A 19,410-nucleotide genomic window follows, 5' to 3' on the forward strand; every position below is an offset into this window, starting at 1 on the left:
GATGAATCGTGTGAAATAATTTAATCCAAAGTCAGGCTTTTCAAAGACCAGATTCCGCCATTGTAAATATCAATATCGACTTTGGTGTTGATTCCGTAAACAATTCCGTTTTCGGTAAATTGCCAAAAATCCCATTTATCATCAGGAGATGGCGTAGGAACATCATTATAATTGGCCAGCCAAAGCGGATAATCATCAAATTCGCCTTTTAAAAAGTCTTTATAATAATGATAATATGTGTAAATAATCGGTTTTTCGCCATAAGTTTCTTCCACGATTTTGCACCAGATTTTCAGATCTTCCACCAATTTTTTGTTTGACTTTCTTTTGGGAATTTTTTCAATATCCAAAATAGGCGGAAGGTCGCCGCTTTCCAGTTTTACGTTTTCCAGGAAATTATTTGCCTGAATGATAGGATCTTCATCAGCTCGGTAAAAATGATAAGCGCCACGGATCAGATTATGTTTTTTTGCCTGTTCCCAAAAATCATTAAAATGTTTGTCGGCACCTCGGTTTCCCATCGTTGCACGCATTACGACAAATTCCAGAGGAATCGTTTTGTTTCCGATGCTTAAACTATCCCAGCTTATATCTTCTTTATTCTGATAATGCGAAATGTCAAAACCATACGTTTTATCAAGATTATTGCTAAGTATTTTTTGAATTCTTAAACCTTCATTTTCGCTGTTATAAAGCTTTTTGTGAGTGAATTTGTCAAAATATAAAGCATAATAATAGCTGATTGATTGCTTTAAATATAATCCCGTTCCGATCAATGCAATCAGCAAAACAACCAAAACGATTTTCCGTCGCAGAAAATAATGATTGCGTCGCTTTTTATGGATCTTTTTGGCAGTTTTTTTGGTGTACTTTCTAGGGCTCATAAAGTTTTGCAAAACTAACTTTTTAAGACTATAAATTACTAAACAAAATCAGTAAATTTGTGTATTATGGAAACACGCGAAAAGATCATCATCATCGGAGGAGGTTTTGCGGGGCTGCAGCTTGCGAAGACTTTAAACAACAAAAACAAAAAAGTAATCGTTCTCGATAAGGTAAACCATCACATGTTCCAGCCGCTCTTTTATCAGGTGGCGTGCGGCAGGATAGAGCCTTCCAACATTTCTTTTCCGTTCAGAAAAATCTTTCAGCGATCCAGAAATACACAGTTTCGTTTAACGGATGTAAAACAAATTATTCCAGCCCAAAATAAGGTGATTACCGATGAAGCAGAATTTACTTTTGATAAATTAATTATTGCAACAGGCTGTAAAACAAACTTTTTCGGAAATAAAGATCTTGAAAGTAAAGCTTTCGGGATGAAAAATACTCAGGAAGCCATCAGTATCAGAAATCATGTTTTGATGACTTTTGAAAAGCTTATTCTCGAAAAAAGCCGCAGCGACGACGGAAACTGGAATATCGTAATCGTGGGAAGCGGACCGACCGGAGTTGAACTAGCCGGAGCTTTTTCGGAAATGAAAAAAGAAATTCTGCCAAGAGATTATCCTTATATGAACTTTGGGCAGCTTAAAATCATTTTGGTAAGCTCTACCGAAAAACCGTTGGCCGTGATGAGCCTTGAAGCGCAAGAAAAATCTGAACAATACCTTAAAGAATTAGGCGTAGATTTTATGAGTGGTGAAGTGGTTACAGATTATGACGGAGACAGAGTTTACCTGAAAAGCGGAAAAGAAATTCCGTCAAATAATGTCATCTGGGCAGCCGGAGTTACAGGAAATGTGGTTGATGGTTTTCCTTCGGAAAATTTGGTAAGAAACAGATATATTGTCGACCGCTTCAACAAAATAAAAGGATATGAAAATATATATGCAATCGGCGATATTGCTTATATGGAAACCCCGAAATATCCGAAAGGACATCCGCAAGTGGCCAACGTGGCGATAAATCAAGGGAAAAATCTCGGAAAAAATCTTTTGAAAAAAAACAGTGCTGATTGGAAAGAATATGAATATGATGATCAAGGCTCTTTAGCCACAATCGGAAAACACAGAGCGGTGGTCGATTTGCCATTTATCAAATTTCAGGGACTTTTTGCTTGGTATTTTTGGATGTTTTTACATTTAATGCTTATTTTGAGCGTTCGAAATAAACTGGCAATATTTTTTAACTGGATGTGGAGCTATTTTAATAAAGATTCATCCTTACGATTAATCATTTCGCCGAATAAAAAAAATAATACGCAGCAATGAGGATTGATATAATAAGCGTACTTCCAGAATTGATGGAAAGTCCGTTCAGAACTTCTATTTTGAAGAGAGCAGTTGATAAAGGTTTGGTAGAAGTGCATTTCCATCAGCTGAGAGACTGGTCGATTAACAAACACAGACAAATTGATGATGAACCTTATGGCGGCGGTGCCGGAATGGTAATGATGGTGGAGCCTTTGGATAAATGTATTTCCGAGCTAAAATCTCAACGGGATTACGACGAAATAATATATCTTACTCCGGACGGCGTTACGCTCAATCAGAAAATAGCCAATTCTCTTTCAATAAAAAACAATCTGATTTTTCTTTGCGGACATTACAAAGGTATCGACCAAAGGGTGAGAGATCTTCACATCACAAAAGAAATTTCGATAGGTGATTACGTGCTTACCGGCGGTGAATTGGCAGCTTGTGTTCTTGCAGATTCGATTATTCGCCTTGTTCCGGGAGTTTTAAATGATGAGCAGAGCGCTTTGACGGACAGCTTTCAGGATGATCTTCTTTCGCCTCCGATATACACGCGCCCTGAATCTTATAAAGGTTTGGAAGTTCCTAAAATTCTATTGAGCGGAAATTTTGCTAAAATCGAAGAATGGCGACATGAAGAAGCCGTAAGAATCACTCAGGAAAAGCGTCCGGATTTACTTTAAGAATATTTTAAATTAGAAAGGTGATAATCAATGCAATCGTTTGCAAATTATAATTTTTAACTTATTTTTCAGAATTTTTTAACTAAATTTTTGTGAAAGTAATTTTGTTATAATTGGAATTTTTGCTCAAATTATTTAACAACCTTACGATAATGCCAAATTTTATAGCTTTTTTATGAAAAATTAATTATAAAATATTTATTCATATTAAAAAAAACAATAAATTTACAGTCTGAAATTAAAAAGTCAGGTGTCAACAGAAAAATAGGTAATGGAACTGTTTGCTTTTTATAATGTAGAAAACTTGTTTTTGCCAGATCAGGTACAAGTCCACAGGCTGGATCCTACAAAATCGGGCCTTAGAAATTGGGACGAGAGAAAATACAGAGACAAGCTTTTCAAAATTTCCCATGTTTTTCAGTTGATGAAAGAAGAGGCGGGTGTATTGCCTTGTATGATCGGGTTGTCGGAAATTTCAGGAAGGAAGGTTTTGGAGGATCTTGTAGAAATGCAGCCATTCAACTCAGAATACGGGATTGTGCATTATAATTCAATGGATGAAAGAAAAGTAGATGTTGCGTTGCTTTATAATAAGTCGAAAATCGAAATATTAGATTCTGAAGCCATTACATTTTTCTTTGAAATTGAAGATAAAAACCCTGAAAACTATGACACAACAAGAGATGTGTTGTTTTCAAAAGTAAAATATAAGGAAGAGATCATCAATATCTTTGTAGCTCATTTGCCTTCAAAGAGAGAAAAAGATGTGAATCAGCCAAAAAGAAATTTTATTCTGAGTGAAATAAGGAGTAAAATTTTAAAAATAATAAATGTAGATAAGGAAAACGTCATTTTGTGTGGTGATTTTAATGAGAACCCCAATGATGAAAATCTGATAAAAATACTTTTTGACGATACCAATCAGAAGGTACTGGAAAACCCTTTTCAGGAGTTGTTTTCAACTGAGAATTATTCAGCTTTTCATTATAAATCAGGGCTTTTGTTTGATCAGATTTTACTGTCTAAATCTTTTTTTAAGGAAAATAATACACTGTCTTTTTATGACGCAGAAATATTTAAACCTGAAAAAATAAGAAGCAAAGACAAAATGTATAGCGAAAGGCCTTTCAGGACATATGCTGGAACTCGCTATTTGGGAGGATACAGTGATCATTTTCCGGTTTTTGTAGCATTAAGAAATAAATAATAATTAAGGTAATAATTAAAATAATATGAAAAATTCAAGCAGTACAAGTTATCATTTAGATCCTTTGGATAAAGAAATTATTTACATGCTTATGGACAATGCTAAAAGTTCTTTAGCGTATATATCTAAGCAAGTAGGGATTTCGACTACAGCAGTGCATCAAAGAATAAAAAAGCTTGAGCACGCGGGCGTTATAGAGAATTCTATCTCTTTCCTGAACCCTAAAAAAATAGGATACAAAGTAGTGTCTTACATCGGAATGTTTCTTGATCAGCCGGGTCATTATCCTGAAGTTGTAAAAGCTCTAAACGAAGTAAATGAAGTAGTTGAAGCACATTATACAACAGGAAATTATACTATTTTCCTAAAAGTATTATGTAAAGACAACGATCATTTGATGGAAATTTTAAGCAAGCTTCAAAAATTGAAAGGCGTTACAAGAACGGAAACTTTTATATCTTTGGAGCAAGGTATTTCGAGACAACTGAAAGTATAATTTTACCATGAAAATTGCGCAATATTTAGATTCAACATATTTAAAAACTCCTTCTCAATCTGGTATTACCGAAGAAGAAACAATACAGAAACTAAAAGATATTGCACAAGTAGCAATTGGTAAAAATATTTTTGCGGTAATGATACGCCCTGAATATGTTTCTGAAATAAAGAAATATATTCGGGAAAGGAATTCTAATGTAGCCGTGGGAACTGTGATAGGCTTCCACGAGGGAGATTATTCTGTTGAAGAAAAACTCGCTGAAGCTTCCAAGGCAATTCAGGATGGTGCAGACGAATTAGACTTTGTGATTAATTATCATGCATATCTGAAAGGAAATTTAGATTTAGTAAAAAAAGAATTTTTGGCATGCACACAACTGTGCATCGAAAATCATAAAGTTGCCAAATGGATTATTGAAATTGCAGCTTTGGATGACCAACAAATTGCTGATCTTACAAAAAATATTTCCAACTGGGCTGAAGAAAATTTTTCTGAAAATGATTTGTCTAAAATTTACGTAAAATCTTCCACAGGTTTTTACGAAACGAAAGACGGAAAACCCAACGGAGCAACTTTCGAGGGTGTCAAAATCATGCTAGCCAACGCAGGAAATCTTTCGGTAAAAGCCGCTGGCGGAGTGAGAAATCCTGAAGATGCCGAAAAGATGATCAATCTCGGTGTCAAAAGAATAGGAACTTCTTCGGCTCTGGCTTTACTAAAGAATGAAAATTCATCAGAAGAGTATTAAATAATTGAATATATATAACAAGCCCATCAGATTTTCCGATGGGTTTGTTGTTTTATGTAAAGTTTTGAACCATTAAGAATATTGAAGAAGTTAAGTTTAAGAAAAATCAATAAATCTTAATTAAGCATCTGCTTTAAACAAAGCTCAACTTATATTCTAAACTTCTTAATAAACCTTAATGATTTAAAAAATTAAATCAAACCTGTGCCTGATATTCTTCGTAAAACTCCTGCGTTTCCTTGATCACCTCATCCATCTCTTCCAAACTGTACACTTCAAGAAATTTCCTTCTGAAATCTTTAAAATGCGGAATTCCACGGAAATAGTTGCTGTAATGTTGCCTCATTTCAATTAATCCTAATTTTTCACCTTTCCATTCTGCGCTCCATTCTGCATGTTGACGAACGGCTAAAAGTCGATCTGAAATTGTTGGTGCATCAAGATATTCTCCGGTTTTAAAGAAATGTTTGATTTCATTAAAAATCCATGGGTAACCAATCGCCGCACGACCGATCATAATTCCGTCGCAGGCGTATTTATTTTTATATTCTAAAGCTTTTTCAGGAGAATCAATATCTCCGTTTCCGAAAATTGGAATTTCAATATTCGGGTTTTGCTTAATTCTTGAGATGTGTTCCCAGTCAGCTTCACCTTTGTACATTTGTCCGCGCGTTCTTGCATGTATCGTTAAGGCTTTGATTCCTGTTTCCTGAAGACGTTCCGCAACTTCATCAATATTGATCGAATTACTGTCCCAACCTAGTCGTGTTTTTACCGTCACAGGAAGGCTTGTAGAACTTACAACAGCTTTTGTAAGGCGCACCATCATATCAACATCTTTCAAAACCCCCGCTCCGGCACCTTTACAAACCACTTTTTTTACAGGGCATCCAAAATTGATGTCCACCAAATCTGGATTTACGGTTTCCACGATCCTTGCAGACATCGCCATTGCTTCTTCATCACCTCCAAAAATCTGGATTCCGACAGGTCTTTCGTAATCGAAAATATCCAGCTTTTTCCGGCTTTTGATGGCATCGCGAATTAAGCCTTCAGAAGAGATAAATTCCGAATACATCAAATCTGCGCCATGCAATTTGCACAGTCGTCTGTACGGCGGATCGCTTACATCCTCCATCGGAGCGAGCAAAAGCGGAAATTCCGGCAGTTCTATGTTGCCTATTTTTATCATGGCGCAAATTTACGAAATTCTAAACTTTCAGGAATTTGAAATTATCTATTGCTGTTATCGTTACGAAATCAGCCTGAAATTCTCAACTTTCTTTCCGTTTAAATGTTTTTCCCAACGTTCTAGAACCGGCTGCTCAAGCTTAAATTCACGATATTCATCAGGTGACATAATCGGAATTCCGCGCATAATCGGATAAACTCTTTTGCAGTCGTTGCAGATCAGTAGGCCTTCAATGATGTTTTTTGTTTCGTCCTGCGAAATGATGGTTAATTCTAAATCTGCTTTATCAAACGGGCAGCACAATTTTTCTATGGTTTTTATTCTCATTGTTTTACTTTTTAATTTTTTGATGGTAATTTTTAATTGTCTCTGAAGGGTTTTCAGCATTCATTATTCCTGAAACAATGGCGATTCCGTCATAACTTAACTCTTTTAAATTTTTAATATTCTCTAAATCGATTCCTCCGGCAAGAAAGATTTTTCCGCTAAAAATACTTTTTGCTTTTTCAACCGTTTCGAAATTCACCAATTCACAACTGTTTGCGGTTTTTGACTGGAACATTGAGCAGAAAGAAATATAATCAAACTGATGCTTTTCGGCATATTCTATTTTTGAAAGTTCATTATTGCAGGTAATACCCAAAATAAAATCACGGTTAATTCCTTCTTTAATTTTATTCAAATTGTCAGGAATTTCGTCGAAATGAACTCCTGCCAAAGGAACTTGTTTTAAATATTCGTAACGGTTATTGATGATCAAAGGAATTTTATTTAATGAAGTTCTTTCATAGATCTTTGAAAGCAATTCCTCAATATTTTGATCTTCATTAAAATTATCCCAAATCTGAACAGCTGATATCTTTTCTTTTACAATTAAACTCAATTTAGAAAAGAGGATTTCTTCATCCATCGAAGGATCAATGATCAGATAAATTCCGGGTTGTATGGTTTGTTTTATCATTATTTCCAGCCGTTTTTGTAAGCGTTAAAAAATGCCTTCCAATAAGGATCTTCTTCGAGATAAATCAGATTGCTTGCTTTTTCATTTTCAATTAACTTGATTCCTTCGGACTTTTCAGTGATTTGTCCGACTTCTGTACAGAGAATATTATTTGTCTTTAATCGTGAAATAATATCTGCAGCTTTCTCTTTTTCACAGGTAATAATCATAGAACCGGCGCCAATACAATATCTCGGATCTAAAGAAAATAAATTACAAACCGCTGACTGAACTTCACCGATCGGCAGCTTTTCATTATAAATCTTTGCGCCGTTTCCTGAAGCAACAGCCAATTCGTAAATCGCACCCAAAACTCCGCCTTCCGTCACGTCATGCATCGCGGTTACTCCGGAACTGTCAATTTGAGTTGCCGTTAAAGCATCTTGTAATGATGAGGTTTCACAGAAAGAAGCGCAGGCAGAATCATACATTTCTTTTCCTATTTTATTTTTTACAGTTTCCGGAAAGCTCATCGCTAGAATTGCTGAAGAGGAAAGTGCGCTTGTTTTGGTAACTAAAATAGAGTCGCCGGGTTTGGCGTATTTTGAGACTAAAATATCTCCTTTCGAAGCGATGGTAATAAAAGTTCCGCCGCCTGCGATTGTAGAATTTTGACCTTCGATGAATCCTGTATGTCCGCCGGTAATGCTTACATGAATGCTTTTACAGAACTGATGAATATAATTCCAATAAATTTCAAAATCATTCTTAGATAAATAAGCCGGAAGATTCAAAACAAATTGACCGTACATCGGCGCAAAGCCCGTTGTCGCCATATCATTTGCCATGACATGAACTGAAAGCCAGGCCGATTCTTCCAAGCCCAAAGAAGGAATTAATGACAACGGATCACTCGTCAAAGCCATTGCTTTTCCGCCATGAAGATCAACGACGGAAACATCGATGCCAAACTCGGGACCAACTTGCACTTCATCACGTTCTTTCCCGCATCGCTGTTTCAGGAAATCTTCAAATTGGGAATGATTTATTTTGCCTAAAGTCTCACTCATTCCACATCATTTAGCTGAATATACAATCCAAAGAAATCGCCAACCGGAACATTCCATTGTTGTACTGGGAACCATTTCGGAAGTCCTGTGCAGGTCCATTCAATCGTATATTTTCTTCCGACTAATGCTTTTTCAATGATTTCAGTCAGCATTTTAGGAGTATAAAAAGTTGCCGTTACATAAAAAGGATTTTTTCCAAACAACTGCTGCACTCTTCTGCGGGCTACTTTAGGAGAATTCCTGTTCATCATACCCATCGCAATTCCGTATTTGGCAACACGGGCTGCTTCTCTGATGACTTTCACAGGATCTTTGTAATATTCGAAAGTTGTGATAAACGCCAATGAATCAAAAGTATGATCTTTAAAAGGCATAAAGTGTGAATCGGCCATCACCAGATCGCCTTCAAAAAGATGAATAGCCTGTGATAACATCAACGGCGAAATATCTCCTCCGGTTGCTTCAATTCCTATGTTTTTCCACCAACGTGTAAATCGGGTAGTGCCACAGCCGAATTCTAAAAGCGTCTTTACTCGCTGATCTTTGGAAACAAGCTGTTCCATTACTTTTTTCTGCCAGATTTCGGCACGTTTGTATCGGCCTTCATACCACAATTCGTAGGTATCGGTGTGTTCTCGGTTGAAAAACCATTCGGGTCTTCCTTGCCAGTTTTTGTCTTGTTGGGGGATAAGTTCTCCGGAATACTTTGTTACTTCCATTTTATTTTTATTGATTTATTCAGCAGTTCAGATCATGGATAAGCATGCGAACGAATAAAGCATAAAATGAAATTTTAAGCAGACATCCCTACGTTGGCATTATCCAAATCAGGTCATCGGGTATGATCTCAGCCTTGTGGCACCCCGTGTTTATTACTGAACAAATATAAGGAAAATATTGAAGGTGTTTTAAGTCTGAGAGTTTTTAAAGTGAAAGAGTTGAGGGTTTTAGGATTGGAGAGTTTTTAAATAATTGAGTTAAATTATTATACCTAATATTATATTGAGCAATAACTATTCTTGAATAAGCAGTCTTTTTTATTTGCACTGAATCTGTTTGCTCCATCGGAGCAATATGTTTGTAGAATAAATTTTCACGTTATTACAGCGAGCTCCGTAGGAGCGAAATGTTTGTCTTTACTTGTGTTTTCTTTAAATTTCAAACAGTTTTTTTTGATCTAAAAATATATCGATTGTCACAAAACAACTTTTTGATTTATTTGAAAACAGATGATTTGTAACAAAATAGTTTTGTGTTTGATTTAAAAACAATTGATTTGCGACCAAGCAACTTTTTGATTTATTTGAAACAGATGATTTGTAACCAAACAGTTTTGTGTTTGATTTAAAAACACTTGACTTGTGACCAAACAACTTTCTGATTTGTCTAAAAACAGATGATTTGTAACTAAATGGGTTTTGTTTTATTCAAAAAATATTTTTAGTTAACTATTGTTTTGAGAAGGGTAGTTTGATCTTCATTAAAAGCTTGCTTTTACCTGCATGCTTCCGATATGAATCGTCCGGTCGCCGGAGTTTCGACCTTCATAATTAAGATTTAACTGTAAAAAAGAATTAATTGCTTGTTGTACAAATACGCTCCAAACCTGGTTTTTTCCGGGTTTCAGACCATCGAGCATCTGATTTCCTACGATACTGAAATTGTTTCCTGTAAAGTCATTGTTAATAAAAGAGAAGTTTCCTCTGATGGAAGTTTTCTTACATTCCCACTGTATGGTTCCGGTAATGTCGAAAGCTTTTAAAAGCTCTTCGCCATCCACTCTTTTTTTCTCACGGTAAGCCGAAGAAAACTCAGCCTGAATAGCATCTGTAAACTTATAAGTTGCTTTTGGCTTAGTCTCAAAATTACTAAGTCTGTAATCTCTTGTTGCGAAAAGTTGCGAAGAATTTTGTAAATCGTGCACAGAATTTTCCCAATCAACACGGAATTCTTTATTGAACCAATATCCGATATTCACAAAATGTGAAGTTTGATTCCTTTCTTCGTTGCTGAAATTGGCGTTGATGAGGTTGTCGTTGGCAATAAAACGATAATTACCATTCCAGCCGGACTTTTCGGTAGGATTAAACTGTACCGATGCCAAAATATTCTGATTCTTTAAAATCTGATCCTCACTTTTTTCGAACGGATTCAAAACTAAAACTTTGTCTCTTTTAAAATAAGAATTCTGAGAGTTGAGTGAAACATTAAAATTCCAGCGTTTTAAGAATTTATTTTCAGAATTAAAAACAATTGACGGATTGACAAATAATGCCAGCTGCAGTTTGTTTTTGTTGGAAGGAATGTAGCGGACCGAATTGGTGTAAATCCTGATGTATTGCGCCAAATCCGAATATTCGGCAATCTCAAATTCATCAATCTGCTGAATTCCGTCGCCGTTATAATCTGTCCATTTGTAAATTCCCTGCCCGTCGGTAACTTTTATATATTGAAATTCCCGTTGCGCTTCCTGTCCGTTTCCTAATTCATAAAACGCCTGCAAGCGCATACCGTTTTTGAAAAGCTGCTGGTTGTATAAAATATTTCCAACGACAAAATCTTTATTTTGATTCATGTCTACATCATCATTTTTATAGAAGAATTTTCTGTAATGAAGTAAAGCGTTTAAGGTGGTGCGTTCTGTTTTAATCAACTGGCTTTCTGCCATGAAGCCTAAAATCCTGTTCATATTCTGAAGCCTGTTGTCGCGCACCGAGTCATTGTCTCTTACATACATTTTAGCCAAAAGTTTCGTTCTTGTGCTGTCACCAATTTTTTTCTGCACAAAAAGCTCTTTCCAACTGAAACTGGTGACATCCATTACTTGTGTCTCGTTGTATTTTTTTTCGTTATGCTCCATGCTTCCGCCAAGAGACCAGCTTCCTTTTTGGCCTGTATATTCCGTCGCAGCCCCTCCACGAATGAACTTTGTATCCTGAAGTGTAGAATTGGTATTCAGATAAGATAAATTTCCTTTTGTAAGGAATTTCCCTTTGAGCCAGCCAAAATCTACGCCATTTTTTACACCTTTATAAGCGTCCTGCTCTTCCAAATAATTGATGCGGTAATTTAAAGTAGATTTGTTATTCCATTTGTTTAAAAAACTAAAAATAAACCTGTTTTGAGTTCTTCCGCTGAACTCCTGCGTCAGGTTAAAATCCCTTGAAAACTCAACATCATTGATACGGTCAAGAATATGAAATTGTTTGTCAATATATTGATATTCAAAACTTGGTGTACCTTTCCATGTATTTATTGTAAATGTTTTGTTTCCGAATATTCTTGCTGCATATCCGATATTCTGATCAGAATCTTTCGAAGAGAACAAATTGATATCGTAATTACTTAATGAAATGTCTGCTCCGATCTTTCCGTCTTTAAGCAAATACTCAGAGTTCATCGTATAAACCTGAGCTTTTTGAGGCGAAGGAAGCTTTCTTACCGCACGGTAATCTCCGGAATTTGGTCCTACATATTCGAAAACCCGCCCGTTATTTGTGGTTTGTATAAGCTTATAATCACCCAAATTAACTCCGAAATAAGTAAACGAAACCTGATATAATGTCTGTGTAGGATCAGTCGAAAACTGATAATAATTTCCGTTCGGATCCTGCACAAGACTGTACAGAATTTTATTGACATCATATTCTGCAACCACGCCGGATGGGGCGTACATCAAGTCGAGATTATTCCCGGCATCGGCCAAAATTTGCTCATCTTCTTTGGATAAATTTAAAGCTAAAGGAGCATTTTTATTATCATTTTCCATAAACCAGCTTAAACCAACCCGGAATTTTTCACGTTGATGTTGCAGGTTTCCTGTAAATAAATATCGGGAATAGTTACGATTGGTATAATTAAAAGAAATTGTGATAAAATTTTGCTGGAAAATAGGACGGAAGCTGGTAAAAGTAACTTCTCCGGTATTGTAGTTGATAATGTAATCTTGATTTTCACCGCGTTTCATCAGAATTCCGTCAATAAAAACCTGTTCAGACCCTGAAATCAAAGTGATAAACTGTTCGCCATTTTTACCGGTCAATCGATAAGGCCCCTGATTACCTTCAACACCCTGAAAACGTATTCTGTGAAATTCGCTTCGTGCAATGCCCATCGAAATGTCTGCAAAGGTTTTATTTTCTTTCCCAAACTGTGTCTGAAACTGAAGTCCCATGCTTCGTCTCTGATATTTGGCAAAATAATTTTTATCGTCCATCAAATCCAGATGTCCGGCTCTGAGAATAGATTTATCCTTTATATTAAGCTGCATGTAGATTTTGTCAAACTCTTCCAAAGTTTGGGTATATCCGTCTGCCTGAATTGGTAAATTATGATCTGAAATACTTGCTAAAACCGTCACATCTTTTGATAATCTTCCGGAAATCTGCAAATCCATCGAGCTTTGTACAGATTGCCCCTGATTATTACCAAATGTGATTCCCCGAATGATCGATCCTTTAGAATTCAATTCTCCTAAAAATCTTTTTTTATCATTTCGTGCAAGTACAGCTTCATCTACAATTATTCTGTTGCTGGTCTTCACAAAATCCATTGTGTCTTTTGCAAAAATATCCTGCTCAAGCTTTGCCGCGAGAATGCTGTCTTGTTTCAGACTGTCTTCGGGAATGTTGGGGTTTTTCCATGTAAAAATCTGAGCGTTACTCGAAAATAAGCCCATGAAAAAAATCAGGAAAATCAGAATAGAATTCCGCAAGTCTTTTAAATAATTGGTAAAAATAGATAAAAAATGTGAATGACAGAGGTTTTAGTATTGCTGACAAAAAATTAATATTAATATTGTTTTAAATGGAAAAAATACTTTAATTTCTTCTGGTTCTATTCTAATTGGTGTAATGTCTTAGCAATTATTTTAAATAGTGAAACTGGATATGTACAGTATGTTCGGTCAATTTGTAAAAACGGATTCTGTAAAAGATAAAGAATTTTATTATCACAGAATTACAAAAAGGAAATTACGTTTTTACAGAACTCAACATTAATTTTAAAAATATGATTGTATTAAAATGACAGTTTTTGGATAAATAATATTTTTATTTTTTGGAGGTAATTTAATTATAATTTATTTTTATTCATTATAATTTATCAATGTGGTATTATTTTTGTTTTTAATTGGTTTAATCACCTAAAATAATATTAAAATGAAAAAAGTATTTACTTTTGTCGGATTTGTTTCGATAGTTGCATTTTCGAATGCTCAGATTGTAATCAACGAAATATATGGAGGAGGAGGAAATGCAGGGTCAACATTGAAAAATGATTTTATAGAACTTAAAAATATAGGAGCAAATACTGCGTCACTGGTTGGTGCTACCATACAATATGCACCCGCTGTTGGTGCTTTCACCCAATATCACACTTTGCCCAATATCACGCTGAGTCCCGGACAGACTTACCTGATTCAGGAAGCTACAGGCGGAGGCGGAACGGTAAATTTGCCCAATCCAAACTTTATTGCAACAACTGTTATTAATTTTAACGGAACTTCAAATCCTTCTGTGGGAATAGGTATTGCAGTGACATCTGGAAAAATTGTTTTAGCCAATAATTCTACACAGGTTACAGGTCCCACTTCGTCGAATGTCTTAGATTTTGTAGGATATGGTTCAGCGGATCAGTATGAAGGTTCTGGACCGGCTCCTTCACCGACAACATTGACTTCAATTACCAGAATATCAGGCGATACAAATAATAATACAATCGATTTTACCATTGCCGTTGCATCTCCTGGAACAGGAACATTGGCAGTTTCTGATATCTATGAATCTACCAACAAGTTTAGTTTTATTAAAAATTCGTTTGTGAAAGAAAATGAAATTGTTTTCGACGCTGATGTGAAGAATATAAAAATATATAACAATGTTGGGACTGTTATCAAAGTAACTTCTGGAAAAGATATTTCTGTTTTAGATATTTCTGAATTACCAAAAGGCAATTATATTGTTACGGGTACAGTAAATAACCAACCGGTTTCTCAGAAAATATTGAAAGACTGATCTGAGATTCTTGTAGATAAAATCAACAGCTGTAAATTGCAGCTGTTTTTTATTTTAATACCAGCCTCTTCTTGCAGCATTAATAATTGTGCTTAAATTTAAAATTAAAGTATATCTGATGCGTCTTCCATAATCTTTAAAGCCCGGTTCAAAGCCTAAAGAAGATTGTACAGGAAAATAAATTTCAAGAAAATCAGGAATCAGTCTTACTTTTACGCCGCTGTCCCAAATAAATTGTGTCGGATTATTTTTATTTTTATAAATTCCCGCATCGGCATACACATGAAAAATTTTCCAGACGCTGGTGTCTACATTAAATGATGTAATCCATTGGTTAACTGTTCCCGGAATGAAAGATTTAAAACCGCCATCAGCTAAAACAAATTGTTGTGAAAGAATTCCTCCGGTCGCGCTCTGTCCGAGAAGATTGTAGGAAAATGAATAGTCTGAAACTCGCGAAATTCCGTAATCAAAAGTATTGTTTCTGGTTTCATTTCTTGCAAAATATCCGCCAAATAAACGAAGACTTAATTTCTGTTTCGGTGCAAATTCCCATCTGTAGAAAGCTTCGGCAGTGATTTTATTAAAATCTTCCATTCCCTGCGTGCTTATGCTGAAGCTTTTCTCGTGAATCATCTGGTTGTCCGAATATCCGTAGCCGAGCGTCCAGACATTATATTTTCCATAATCGCGGTTGGCGATCATTTTCTCGTTCAGATCTCTTTCAAAATAATTATAAGAAAGTCCGATTCCTCTGCTCACCGTACTTCTGGGATCTTTTCGGAAATTGATATTTGAATATAATGAGCCTTTTCTATAGGCAAGATCAAAGTCATAATGAAAATAAGATCCGGAAACACCAAAAGTAAGACTTCGTATAATGCTTTCAGCAGGCAAAAAAGAGTAGGATACGGCTCCTGAACCTGTTAGTTTCCCTGTTCCTGTACTGTATGACGGCGTGATGGAATATAAAAACTTCTGATCAAAAAGTGATTGATTTTTAAAATTCATTCCGATCAAAAACTTATCATAAGTATTGGTAAAACGAATTCTCGGGTTCAGATAAATTTCATTAAACTCAGGATTTGGAATATCTTTTATCAGCTTAAATTTAATTTTTCTCGCATTTGAAAAAATTCCTTTTGTGTACAGAAAATTGTCCCGATAATTGGCTTCAGGGAAAACATAATCATCATTTAATGTGATCTTATAAATATTTTCCGAAGGAAGATCAACTGTTTTTAGCCTCTGATTTTCTTCTGTTTCTATCCAATATGATTTTGTTTCGCCTTCCTTTGTCTGTGTTTCGAGCTTTACAGGAATTGCTTCGTCTGTATTTTTTGTAATTTTAATGTGAAGAGAATCATCTTTTGCTTTAAATTTTTTAAGCTTTAAATTGACTCTGTTTTTATGTTTCAAAAAGTCTGTCAGATATTCTGTTGATGCTTCTTTTTCTGCAAGCTGTTTCAAAAAATCTTCAGGATTTATCTGCTGATCTCTGTTTTCGGAAATATATTTTTTTAATAAGTCGTTAAAACTTTCTTCCCCCATTTTGTCTGCAGAAAAGCTGAAAAGGCTTCCCGTTTCAAAGCTGCTTATCGCCATATCGTTAAAATTACTTAAAGCAGTAAACGGCTCATCAATTTTCTGATCGAGATTCTGAGACACGATATATTGATAGGCCAAACCGTAGCGATCCAACAATTTCACTCGTGAAGCATTAAATATTTTTAAAGGCTTAATGCCTAAAATACGTGTTTCAGGAAGATTACCTAAAAGTTTTGTTTCGCTATAGAATTTTTTGAGATACTGAATTTCGAGATATGATTTTATACCGTTTTTAAACCAATGATGATCCTGTTTATCAGTAATAATGCTTTCATCCAGAATTTTCTTTGTGATGATCCCGAAGTAATCAAGATCTGTTTTTTCTGCATCTGTGAATAATTTAAATCTGAATTTCCAGAAACTGATGTCGTTGCTTCCGAAGAAATCTTCCTTTGCTCTGAATTTATCTGAAATAAATAATTTTTCGGGCACAAAACCCAGCTTTTCCTTTAAAAATTTCAAATGAAGCGGAAGAAAAAATTCGAGGTTCTGAATTTCCTTTGCGTTGATATTATATCCGAATTTTATTTCAGTTCTTATGTCTTCGGTATCTACTTTTACGACCGGAAACTGATCTTGTGAAATAACAAACTCGGGATCTGAATCCAAATATCCGTTAAAAGAATTGTTTTCTGTTTGCAGAAGATTGCTTTCGATAAAATAGTTGTTTGGAATATTAAAATTAACAGTCCAATGTGTGTTAAAATTAACCGATTCTTCAATATCGTTGTAGCTTCTTTTGGAAATATTGTCCGGATCAAAATGATCCGGAACAATAAAGAAATATTTTAAAGCGATATTATTCTCAGAAGTTCCGTAACCGGTAAACTTTTTATCAGGAAGCTGAATCTGATATTGTAATTGTAATTTTATGCCTTCCCCAGCCTTTAATGATTGGTGTAAAGCTAAAAATAGATTTTCTTCCGATAAATTACTGACAGAAAGCTGATTCTCTGCGCTGTTAATTTTTAGATCTAAAACTTTACCCAGCTCATGAGGCTTTGCAAAGTGAAGGCTGTTGTTTCGATCCTCCAGTTTTCTGTAAACCAGCGAAGTTCCTCTTTTATTGTATGAGGCAACCCAATTGAGTAGCTTTATGCTGTCTAAAGGTTTTTCAGAGTGATTATAATAAACAATCTGCTGATTGATTTCCAGTATTTTTTTGTCCGGAGATAATTTGGCGGCAATATAAATGCTGTCTTTTTGTGCAGAAACCTGTACAACTCCCCAAAACAAAATAAGAACAATACTAAACTTTTTCAACACAATGATAAAGCACCAAATATAACTTATTTTGAATGAATTTCGGATGATTTTAACTTGAGAATCTATTTTTTTTCTAAGCTGTTCAGATATGCATTCCAGCCTTCGTTTTTATAAAGTGCGGCGGCTTGTTCAGGATTTTCAGATTTGTAAATTCCTCTTCCTACAATAATAAAATCTGTATGAAGCATCTTGAAAACATGCTCCGGAGTATTGTATTGCTGACCCTTTCCGTCACCTGAATCTGCAAGATTGACGCCCGGTGTGAACAGCAAAATCTCTTTCGGAAGCTGGTTTTGAGAAACACCACCAATCACATTCGGATGAGAAAGTGCAATTTTTAATGCTTCTTCTCTGTAATTATTTGTTGTTAAAGTGCCTTTTGAAGACATTCCGATAATTGCAACGACACCTACATTTTTGAAGCAGTCTAAAGATTCAAAGCCACCAATCACCTGTGAAGTTACAAAATCTGCCCAAGCTGTAATCTTGAAAACACCACTTGTAAACTGTAATTCCTGTGTGTTTCCGATGTCGGCAAACTTTCTGTCTTCCATTAATAAAAACCTATGTTTTACAGCCAAAGCTTTTAACGGAACAATTGTTTTTTCGTAATCGAAATCAGAAATAATATCAATGTGGGTTTTTAATGCAATAATATGCGGTCCCACTTTTTCTGCTAAATCCAACAATTCCTGAGTTGTTGTAACGTCGGCCGAAGCAATAAGATTGGATTCTTTTGCCAAAGCAGTTTCTAATAATTTTTTTGAGACAGAATGCTGTGCATGCTCAAATTTCTGCTGATAAGAAAGTCTTGTTTTCTCTTCAAACTGAATATGATGTCCTAAAAGAAAATCCTGAATTCTTTTCACTTCGTCATCAGAAAGTTCACCTTCTTCCTGAAGAATTGTACAAACCTCTGAAATATTGAAAAGAGTATGAACTCGATATCCTTTGCTCTCCAAAAGTTGCTTCCCGCCTTGTTCTCTATCTAAAACAACAACAATATCGGCTACTTTCAGGTCTTCCTGCTCAACTTCGGCAATGGTTTCCACCAAAGATTTTCCGGAAGTGATCACATCTTCTACCAAAAGACAGTTTTGCCCTTTTTGGTAAATACCTTCGATCATTTTTTTAGTTCCGTATTCTTTGGCTTCTTTTCTTTTAATAATTAATGGAATGTAGCTTTCCAGAGACATTGCTGTAGCCATCGGAAGCGCAGCGTAAGGAACTCCGCAGATCAGATCAAAATTATCCAAAGGAAGCATTTCCAGTAAATAATTAGCCAGATTTTTTAAAATTTTAGGATCTGAAGCCAAAGGTCTTAAGTCTACATAAAAAGGGCTTTCAATCCCGCTTTTTAAGGTAAATCTTCCAAATTTGATGATGCCCAGCTTGTAGCACTCCAAAAAGAATTCTTTTTTACTTTCCATTGTTTATTATTAGATGTTGCAAATTTAATGATTTGAAAGGGAACTGGGAAATGTGAAGAAAGAAACGTTGTTCAAAACTTAAAATCAACAATTCATTAACAAAAAAACTATTCCAGGCTTTGGAATAGTTTTAAAAATATTTTTATTTAATTATTTAATGATTTGTGCGTCAATCACTTTATTGTTTTCTGCGCTGTATTTCTGTTGTGCTTCCCAAAGTAAGAATTTATCAACTTCTCTAATGAGTTTAGGAATTGCAAGTGATAAAACCGCCAAATCATCTAAAACTCCAAGCACAGGAACCGCAATTTCCGGCAGTAAATCTATTGGAGAAATTACATACAACAAACCTAATAATGGTATAATAATGTCAATTGACCGTGTCTGATAAAGACCTTTTCGCCACATATTGACCATTCTGAAAATGTCGGGTATTTTTTTTACGAAGCCTTTATGAGCTATTGCCTGCTTAGCTAAATTGAGTTTTGAATATTTCATTTTGTGTTTGATTTTAAATAACTTAACTCTTTAAGTTTCGCAAATTCTGTACCAAGT

16 protein-coding genes and 1 riboswitch are annotated in these 19,410 nt (G+C 35.2%); of the genes, 6 read left to right on the forward strand and 10 right to left on the reverse strand.

Features of this window, described 5'->3' with window-relative positions; translation table 11 throughout:
* Positions 1-20 precede the first annotated feature (20 nt).
* Complete coding sequence (locus AC6CHK_RS14805; RefSeq protein ID WP_498097402.1) at positions 21-884, reverse strand: glycoside hydrolase family 25 protein; 864 nt, start codon at positions 882-884, stop codon at positions 21-23.
* A 66-nt stretch (positions 885-950) separates the two neighbouring features.
* Here AC6CHK_RS14805 and AC6CHK_RS14810 point away from each other — a divergent pair, with 66 nt between their 5' ends.
* From AC6CHK_RS14810 to deoC, 5 genes are all read left to right on the forward strand, one after another.
* Entirely contained in the window at positions 951-2,213 is a 1,263-nt protein-coding gene (locus AC6CHK_RS14810) for an NAD(P)/FAD-dependent oxidoreductase (protein WP_498097404.1), read from the forward strand.
* Positions 2,210-2,881, forward strand: a complete 672-nt coding sequence (gene trmD / locus AC6CHK_RS14815) for a tRNA (guanosine(37)-N1)-methyltransferase TrmD (RefSeq protein WP_498097406.1) — start codon at positions 2,210-2,212, stop codon at positions 2,879-2,881. Before AC6CHK_RS14810 ends, trmD begins: the two co-directional genes overlap by 4 nt.
* 271 nt (positions 2,882-3,152) lie before the next feature.
* Entirely contained in the window at positions 3,153-4,088 is a 936-nt protein-coding gene (locus tag AC6CHK_RS14820; RefSeq protein ID WP_498097408.1) for an endonuclease/exonuclease/phosphatase family protein, read from the forward strand.
* A gap of 25 nt (positions 4,089-4,113) precedes the next feature.
* Positions 4,114-4,584 (forward strand): Lrp/AsnC ligand binding domain-containing protein, encoded by a 471-nt coding sequence (locus tag AC6CHK_RS14825; RefSeq protein WP_498097410.1) that lies wholly within the window; start codon positions 4,114-4,116, stop codon positions 4,582-4,584.
* A 7-nt stretch (positions 4,585-4,591) separates the two neighbouring features.
* Positions 4,592-5,335: a deoxyribose-phosphate aldolase gene (gene deoC, locus AC6CHK_RS14830; RefSeq protein WP_498097412.1), complete on the forward strand. Its 744-nt coding sequence runs from the start codon at positions 4,592-4,594 to the stop codon at positions 5,333-5,335.
* A 196-nt stretch (positions 5,336-5,531) separates the two neighbouring features.
* On the opposite strand, the gene dusB is transcribed toward deoC, so the two are convergent.
* The 6 genes from dusB to AC6CHK_RS14860 form a co-directional block, all read right to left on the reverse strand.
* Positions 5,532-6,527 carry a tRNA dihydrouridine synthase DusB gene (gene dusB / locus AC6CHK_RS14835; RefSeq protein WP_498097414.1) on the reverse strand — a complete coding sequence of 332 codons (996 nt, stop codon included), beginning with the start codon at positions 6,525-6,527 and terminating at the stop codon, positions 5,532-5,534.
* A gap of 60 nt (positions 6,528-6,587) precedes the next feature.
* Complete coding sequence (locus AC6CHK_RS14840; RefSeq protein WP_498097416.1) at positions 6,588-6,854, reverse strand: Trm112 family protein; 267 nt, start codon at positions 6,852-6,854, stop codon at positions 6,588-6,590.
* A 4-nt stretch (positions 6,855-6,858) separates the two neighbouring features.
* Positions 6,859-7,488: a thiamine phosphate synthase gene (locus AC6CHK_RS14845; RefSeq protein ID WP_498097418.1), complete on the reverse strand. Its 630-nt coding sequence runs from the start codon at positions 7,486-7,488 to the stop codon at positions 6,859-6,861.
* Positions 7,488-8,537, reverse strand: coding sequence for an AIR synthase family protein (locus AC6CHK_RS14850; protein WP_498097420.1), 1,050 nt, complete (start codon positions 8,535-8,537; stop codon positions 7,488-7,490). The genes AC6CHK_RS14845 and AC6CHK_RS14850 overlap by 1 nt, the downstream gene beginning before the upstream one ends.
* Positions 8,534-9,256 (reverse strand): class I SAM-dependent methyltransferase, encoded by a 723-nt coding sequence (locus AC6CHK_RS14855; RefSeq protein ID WP_491142098.1) that lies wholly within the window; start codon positions 9,254-9,256, stop codon positions 8,534-8,536. The genes AC6CHK_RS14850 and AC6CHK_RS14855 overlap by 4 nt, the downstream gene beginning before the upstream one ends.
* Before the next feature lie 68 nt (positions 9,257-9,324).
* Positions 9,325-9,413, reverse strand: a riboswitch (TPP riboswitch).
* A 604-nt stretch (positions 9,414-10,017) separates the two neighbouring features.
* On the reverse strand, positions 10,018-13,215 hold the full coding sequence (locus AC6CHK_RS14860) for a DUF8818 domain-containing protein (RefSeq protein WP_498097422.1): 3,198 nt from the start codon (positions 13,213-13,215) through the stop codon (positions 10,018-10,020).
* Positions 13,216-13,696: 481 nt separating this feature from the next.
* Between AC6CHK_RS14860 and AC6CHK_RS14865 the strand changes: the two genes are divergently transcribed.
* Entirely contained in the window at positions 13,697-14,551 is an 855-nt protein-coding gene (locus tag AC6CHK_RS14865) for a lamin tail domain-containing protein (protein WP_498097424.1), read from the forward strand.
* A 54-nt stretch (positions 14,552-14,605) separates the two neighbouring features.
* Here the strand turns inward: AC6CHK_RS14865 and AC6CHK_RS14870 are convergent, their stop codons facing one another.
* The 3 genes from AC6CHK_RS14870 to AC6CHK_RS14880 all read right to left on the reverse strand — a co-directional run bounded on the left by AC6CHK_RS14870 (position 14,606) and on the right by AC6CHK_RS14880 (position 19,353).
* The gene (locus AC6CHK_RS14870; protein WP_498097426.1) at positions 14,606-17,425 is read right to left on the reverse strand and encodes a gluzincin family metallopeptidase; all 2,820 of its coding nucleotides are present in this window, start codon (positions 17,423-17,425) and stop codon (positions 14,606-14,608) included.
* Between the two features lie 62 nt (positions 17,426-17,487).
* Entirely contained in the window at positions 17,488-18,855 is a 1,368-nt protein-coding gene (gene pyrF, locus AC6CHK_RS14875) for an orotidine-5'-phosphate decarboxylase (protein ID WP_498097428.1), read from the reverse strand.
* A gap of 150 nt (positions 18,856-19,005) precedes the next feature.
* Positions 19,006-19,353: a YkvA family protein gene (locus AC6CHK_RS14880; protein WP_498097430.1), complete on the reverse strand. Its 348-nt coding sequence runs from the start codon at positions 19,351-19,353 to the stop codon at positions 19,006-19,008.
* Positions 19,354-19,410 lie beyond the last annotated feature (57 nt).

The sequence above is a fragment of the Chryseobacterium sp. GQ58 genome (assembly GCF_059758895.1).

Coding starts and splice junctions, on each gene's coding strand:
- AC6CHK_RS14805 (WP_498097402.1), bottom strand. CDS start 884: ATGAGCCCTAGAAAGTACACCAAAAAAACTGCCAAAAAGATCCATAAA.
- AC6CHK_RS14810 (WP_498097404.1), top strand. CDS start 951: ATGGAAACACGCGAAAAGATCATCATCATCGGAGGAGGTTTTGCGGGG.
- trmD (WP_498097406.1), top strand. CDS start 2,210: ATGAGGATTGATATAATAAGCGTACTTCCAGAATTGATGGAAAGTCCG.
- AC6CHK_RS14820 (WP_498097408.1), top strand. CDS start 3,153: ATGGAACTGTTTGCTTTTTATAATGTAGAAAACTTGTTTTTGCCAGAT.
- AC6CHK_RS14825 (WP_498097410.1), top strand. CDS start 4,114: ATGAAAAATTCAAGCAGTACAAGTTATCATTTAGATCCTTTGGATAAA.
- deoC (WP_498097412.1), top strand. CDS start 4,592: ATGAAAATTGCGCAATATTTAGATTCAACATATTTAAAAACTCCTTCT.
- dusB (WP_498097414.1), bottom strand. CDS start 6,527: ATGATAAAAATAGGCAACATAGAACTGCCGGAATTTCCGCTTTTGCTC.
- AC6CHK_RS14840 (WP_498097416.1), bottom strand. CDS start 6,854: ATGAGAATAAAAACCATAGAAAAATTGTGCTGCCCGTTTGATAAAGCA.
- AC6CHK_RS14845 (WP_498097418.1), bottom strand. CDS start 7,488: ATGATAAAACAAACCATACAACCCGGAATTTATCTGATCATTGATCCT.
- AC6CHK_RS14850 (WP_498097420.1), bottom strand. CDS start 8,537: ATGAGTGAGACTTTAGGCAAAATAAATCATTCCCAATTTGAAGATTTC.
- AC6CHK_RS14855 (WP_491142098.1), bottom strand. CDS start 9,256: ATGGAAGTAACAAAGTATTCCGGAGAACTTATCCCCCAACAAGACAAA.
- AC6CHK_RS14860 (WP_498097422.1), bottom strand. CDS start 13,215: ATGGGCTTATTTTCGAGTAACGCTCAGATTTTTACATGGAAAAACCCC.
- AC6CHK_RS14865 (WP_498097424.1), top strand. CDS start 13,697: ATGAAAAAAGTATTTACTTTTGTCGGATTTGTTTCGATAGTTGCATTT.
- pyrF (WP_498097428.1), bottom strand. CDS start 18,855: ATGGAAAGTAAAAAAGAATTCTTTTTGGAGTGCTACAAGCTGGGCATC.
- AC6CHK_RS14880 (WP_498097430.1), bottom strand. CDS start 19,353: ATGAAATATTCAAAACTCAATTTAGCTAAGCAGGCAATAGCTCATAAA.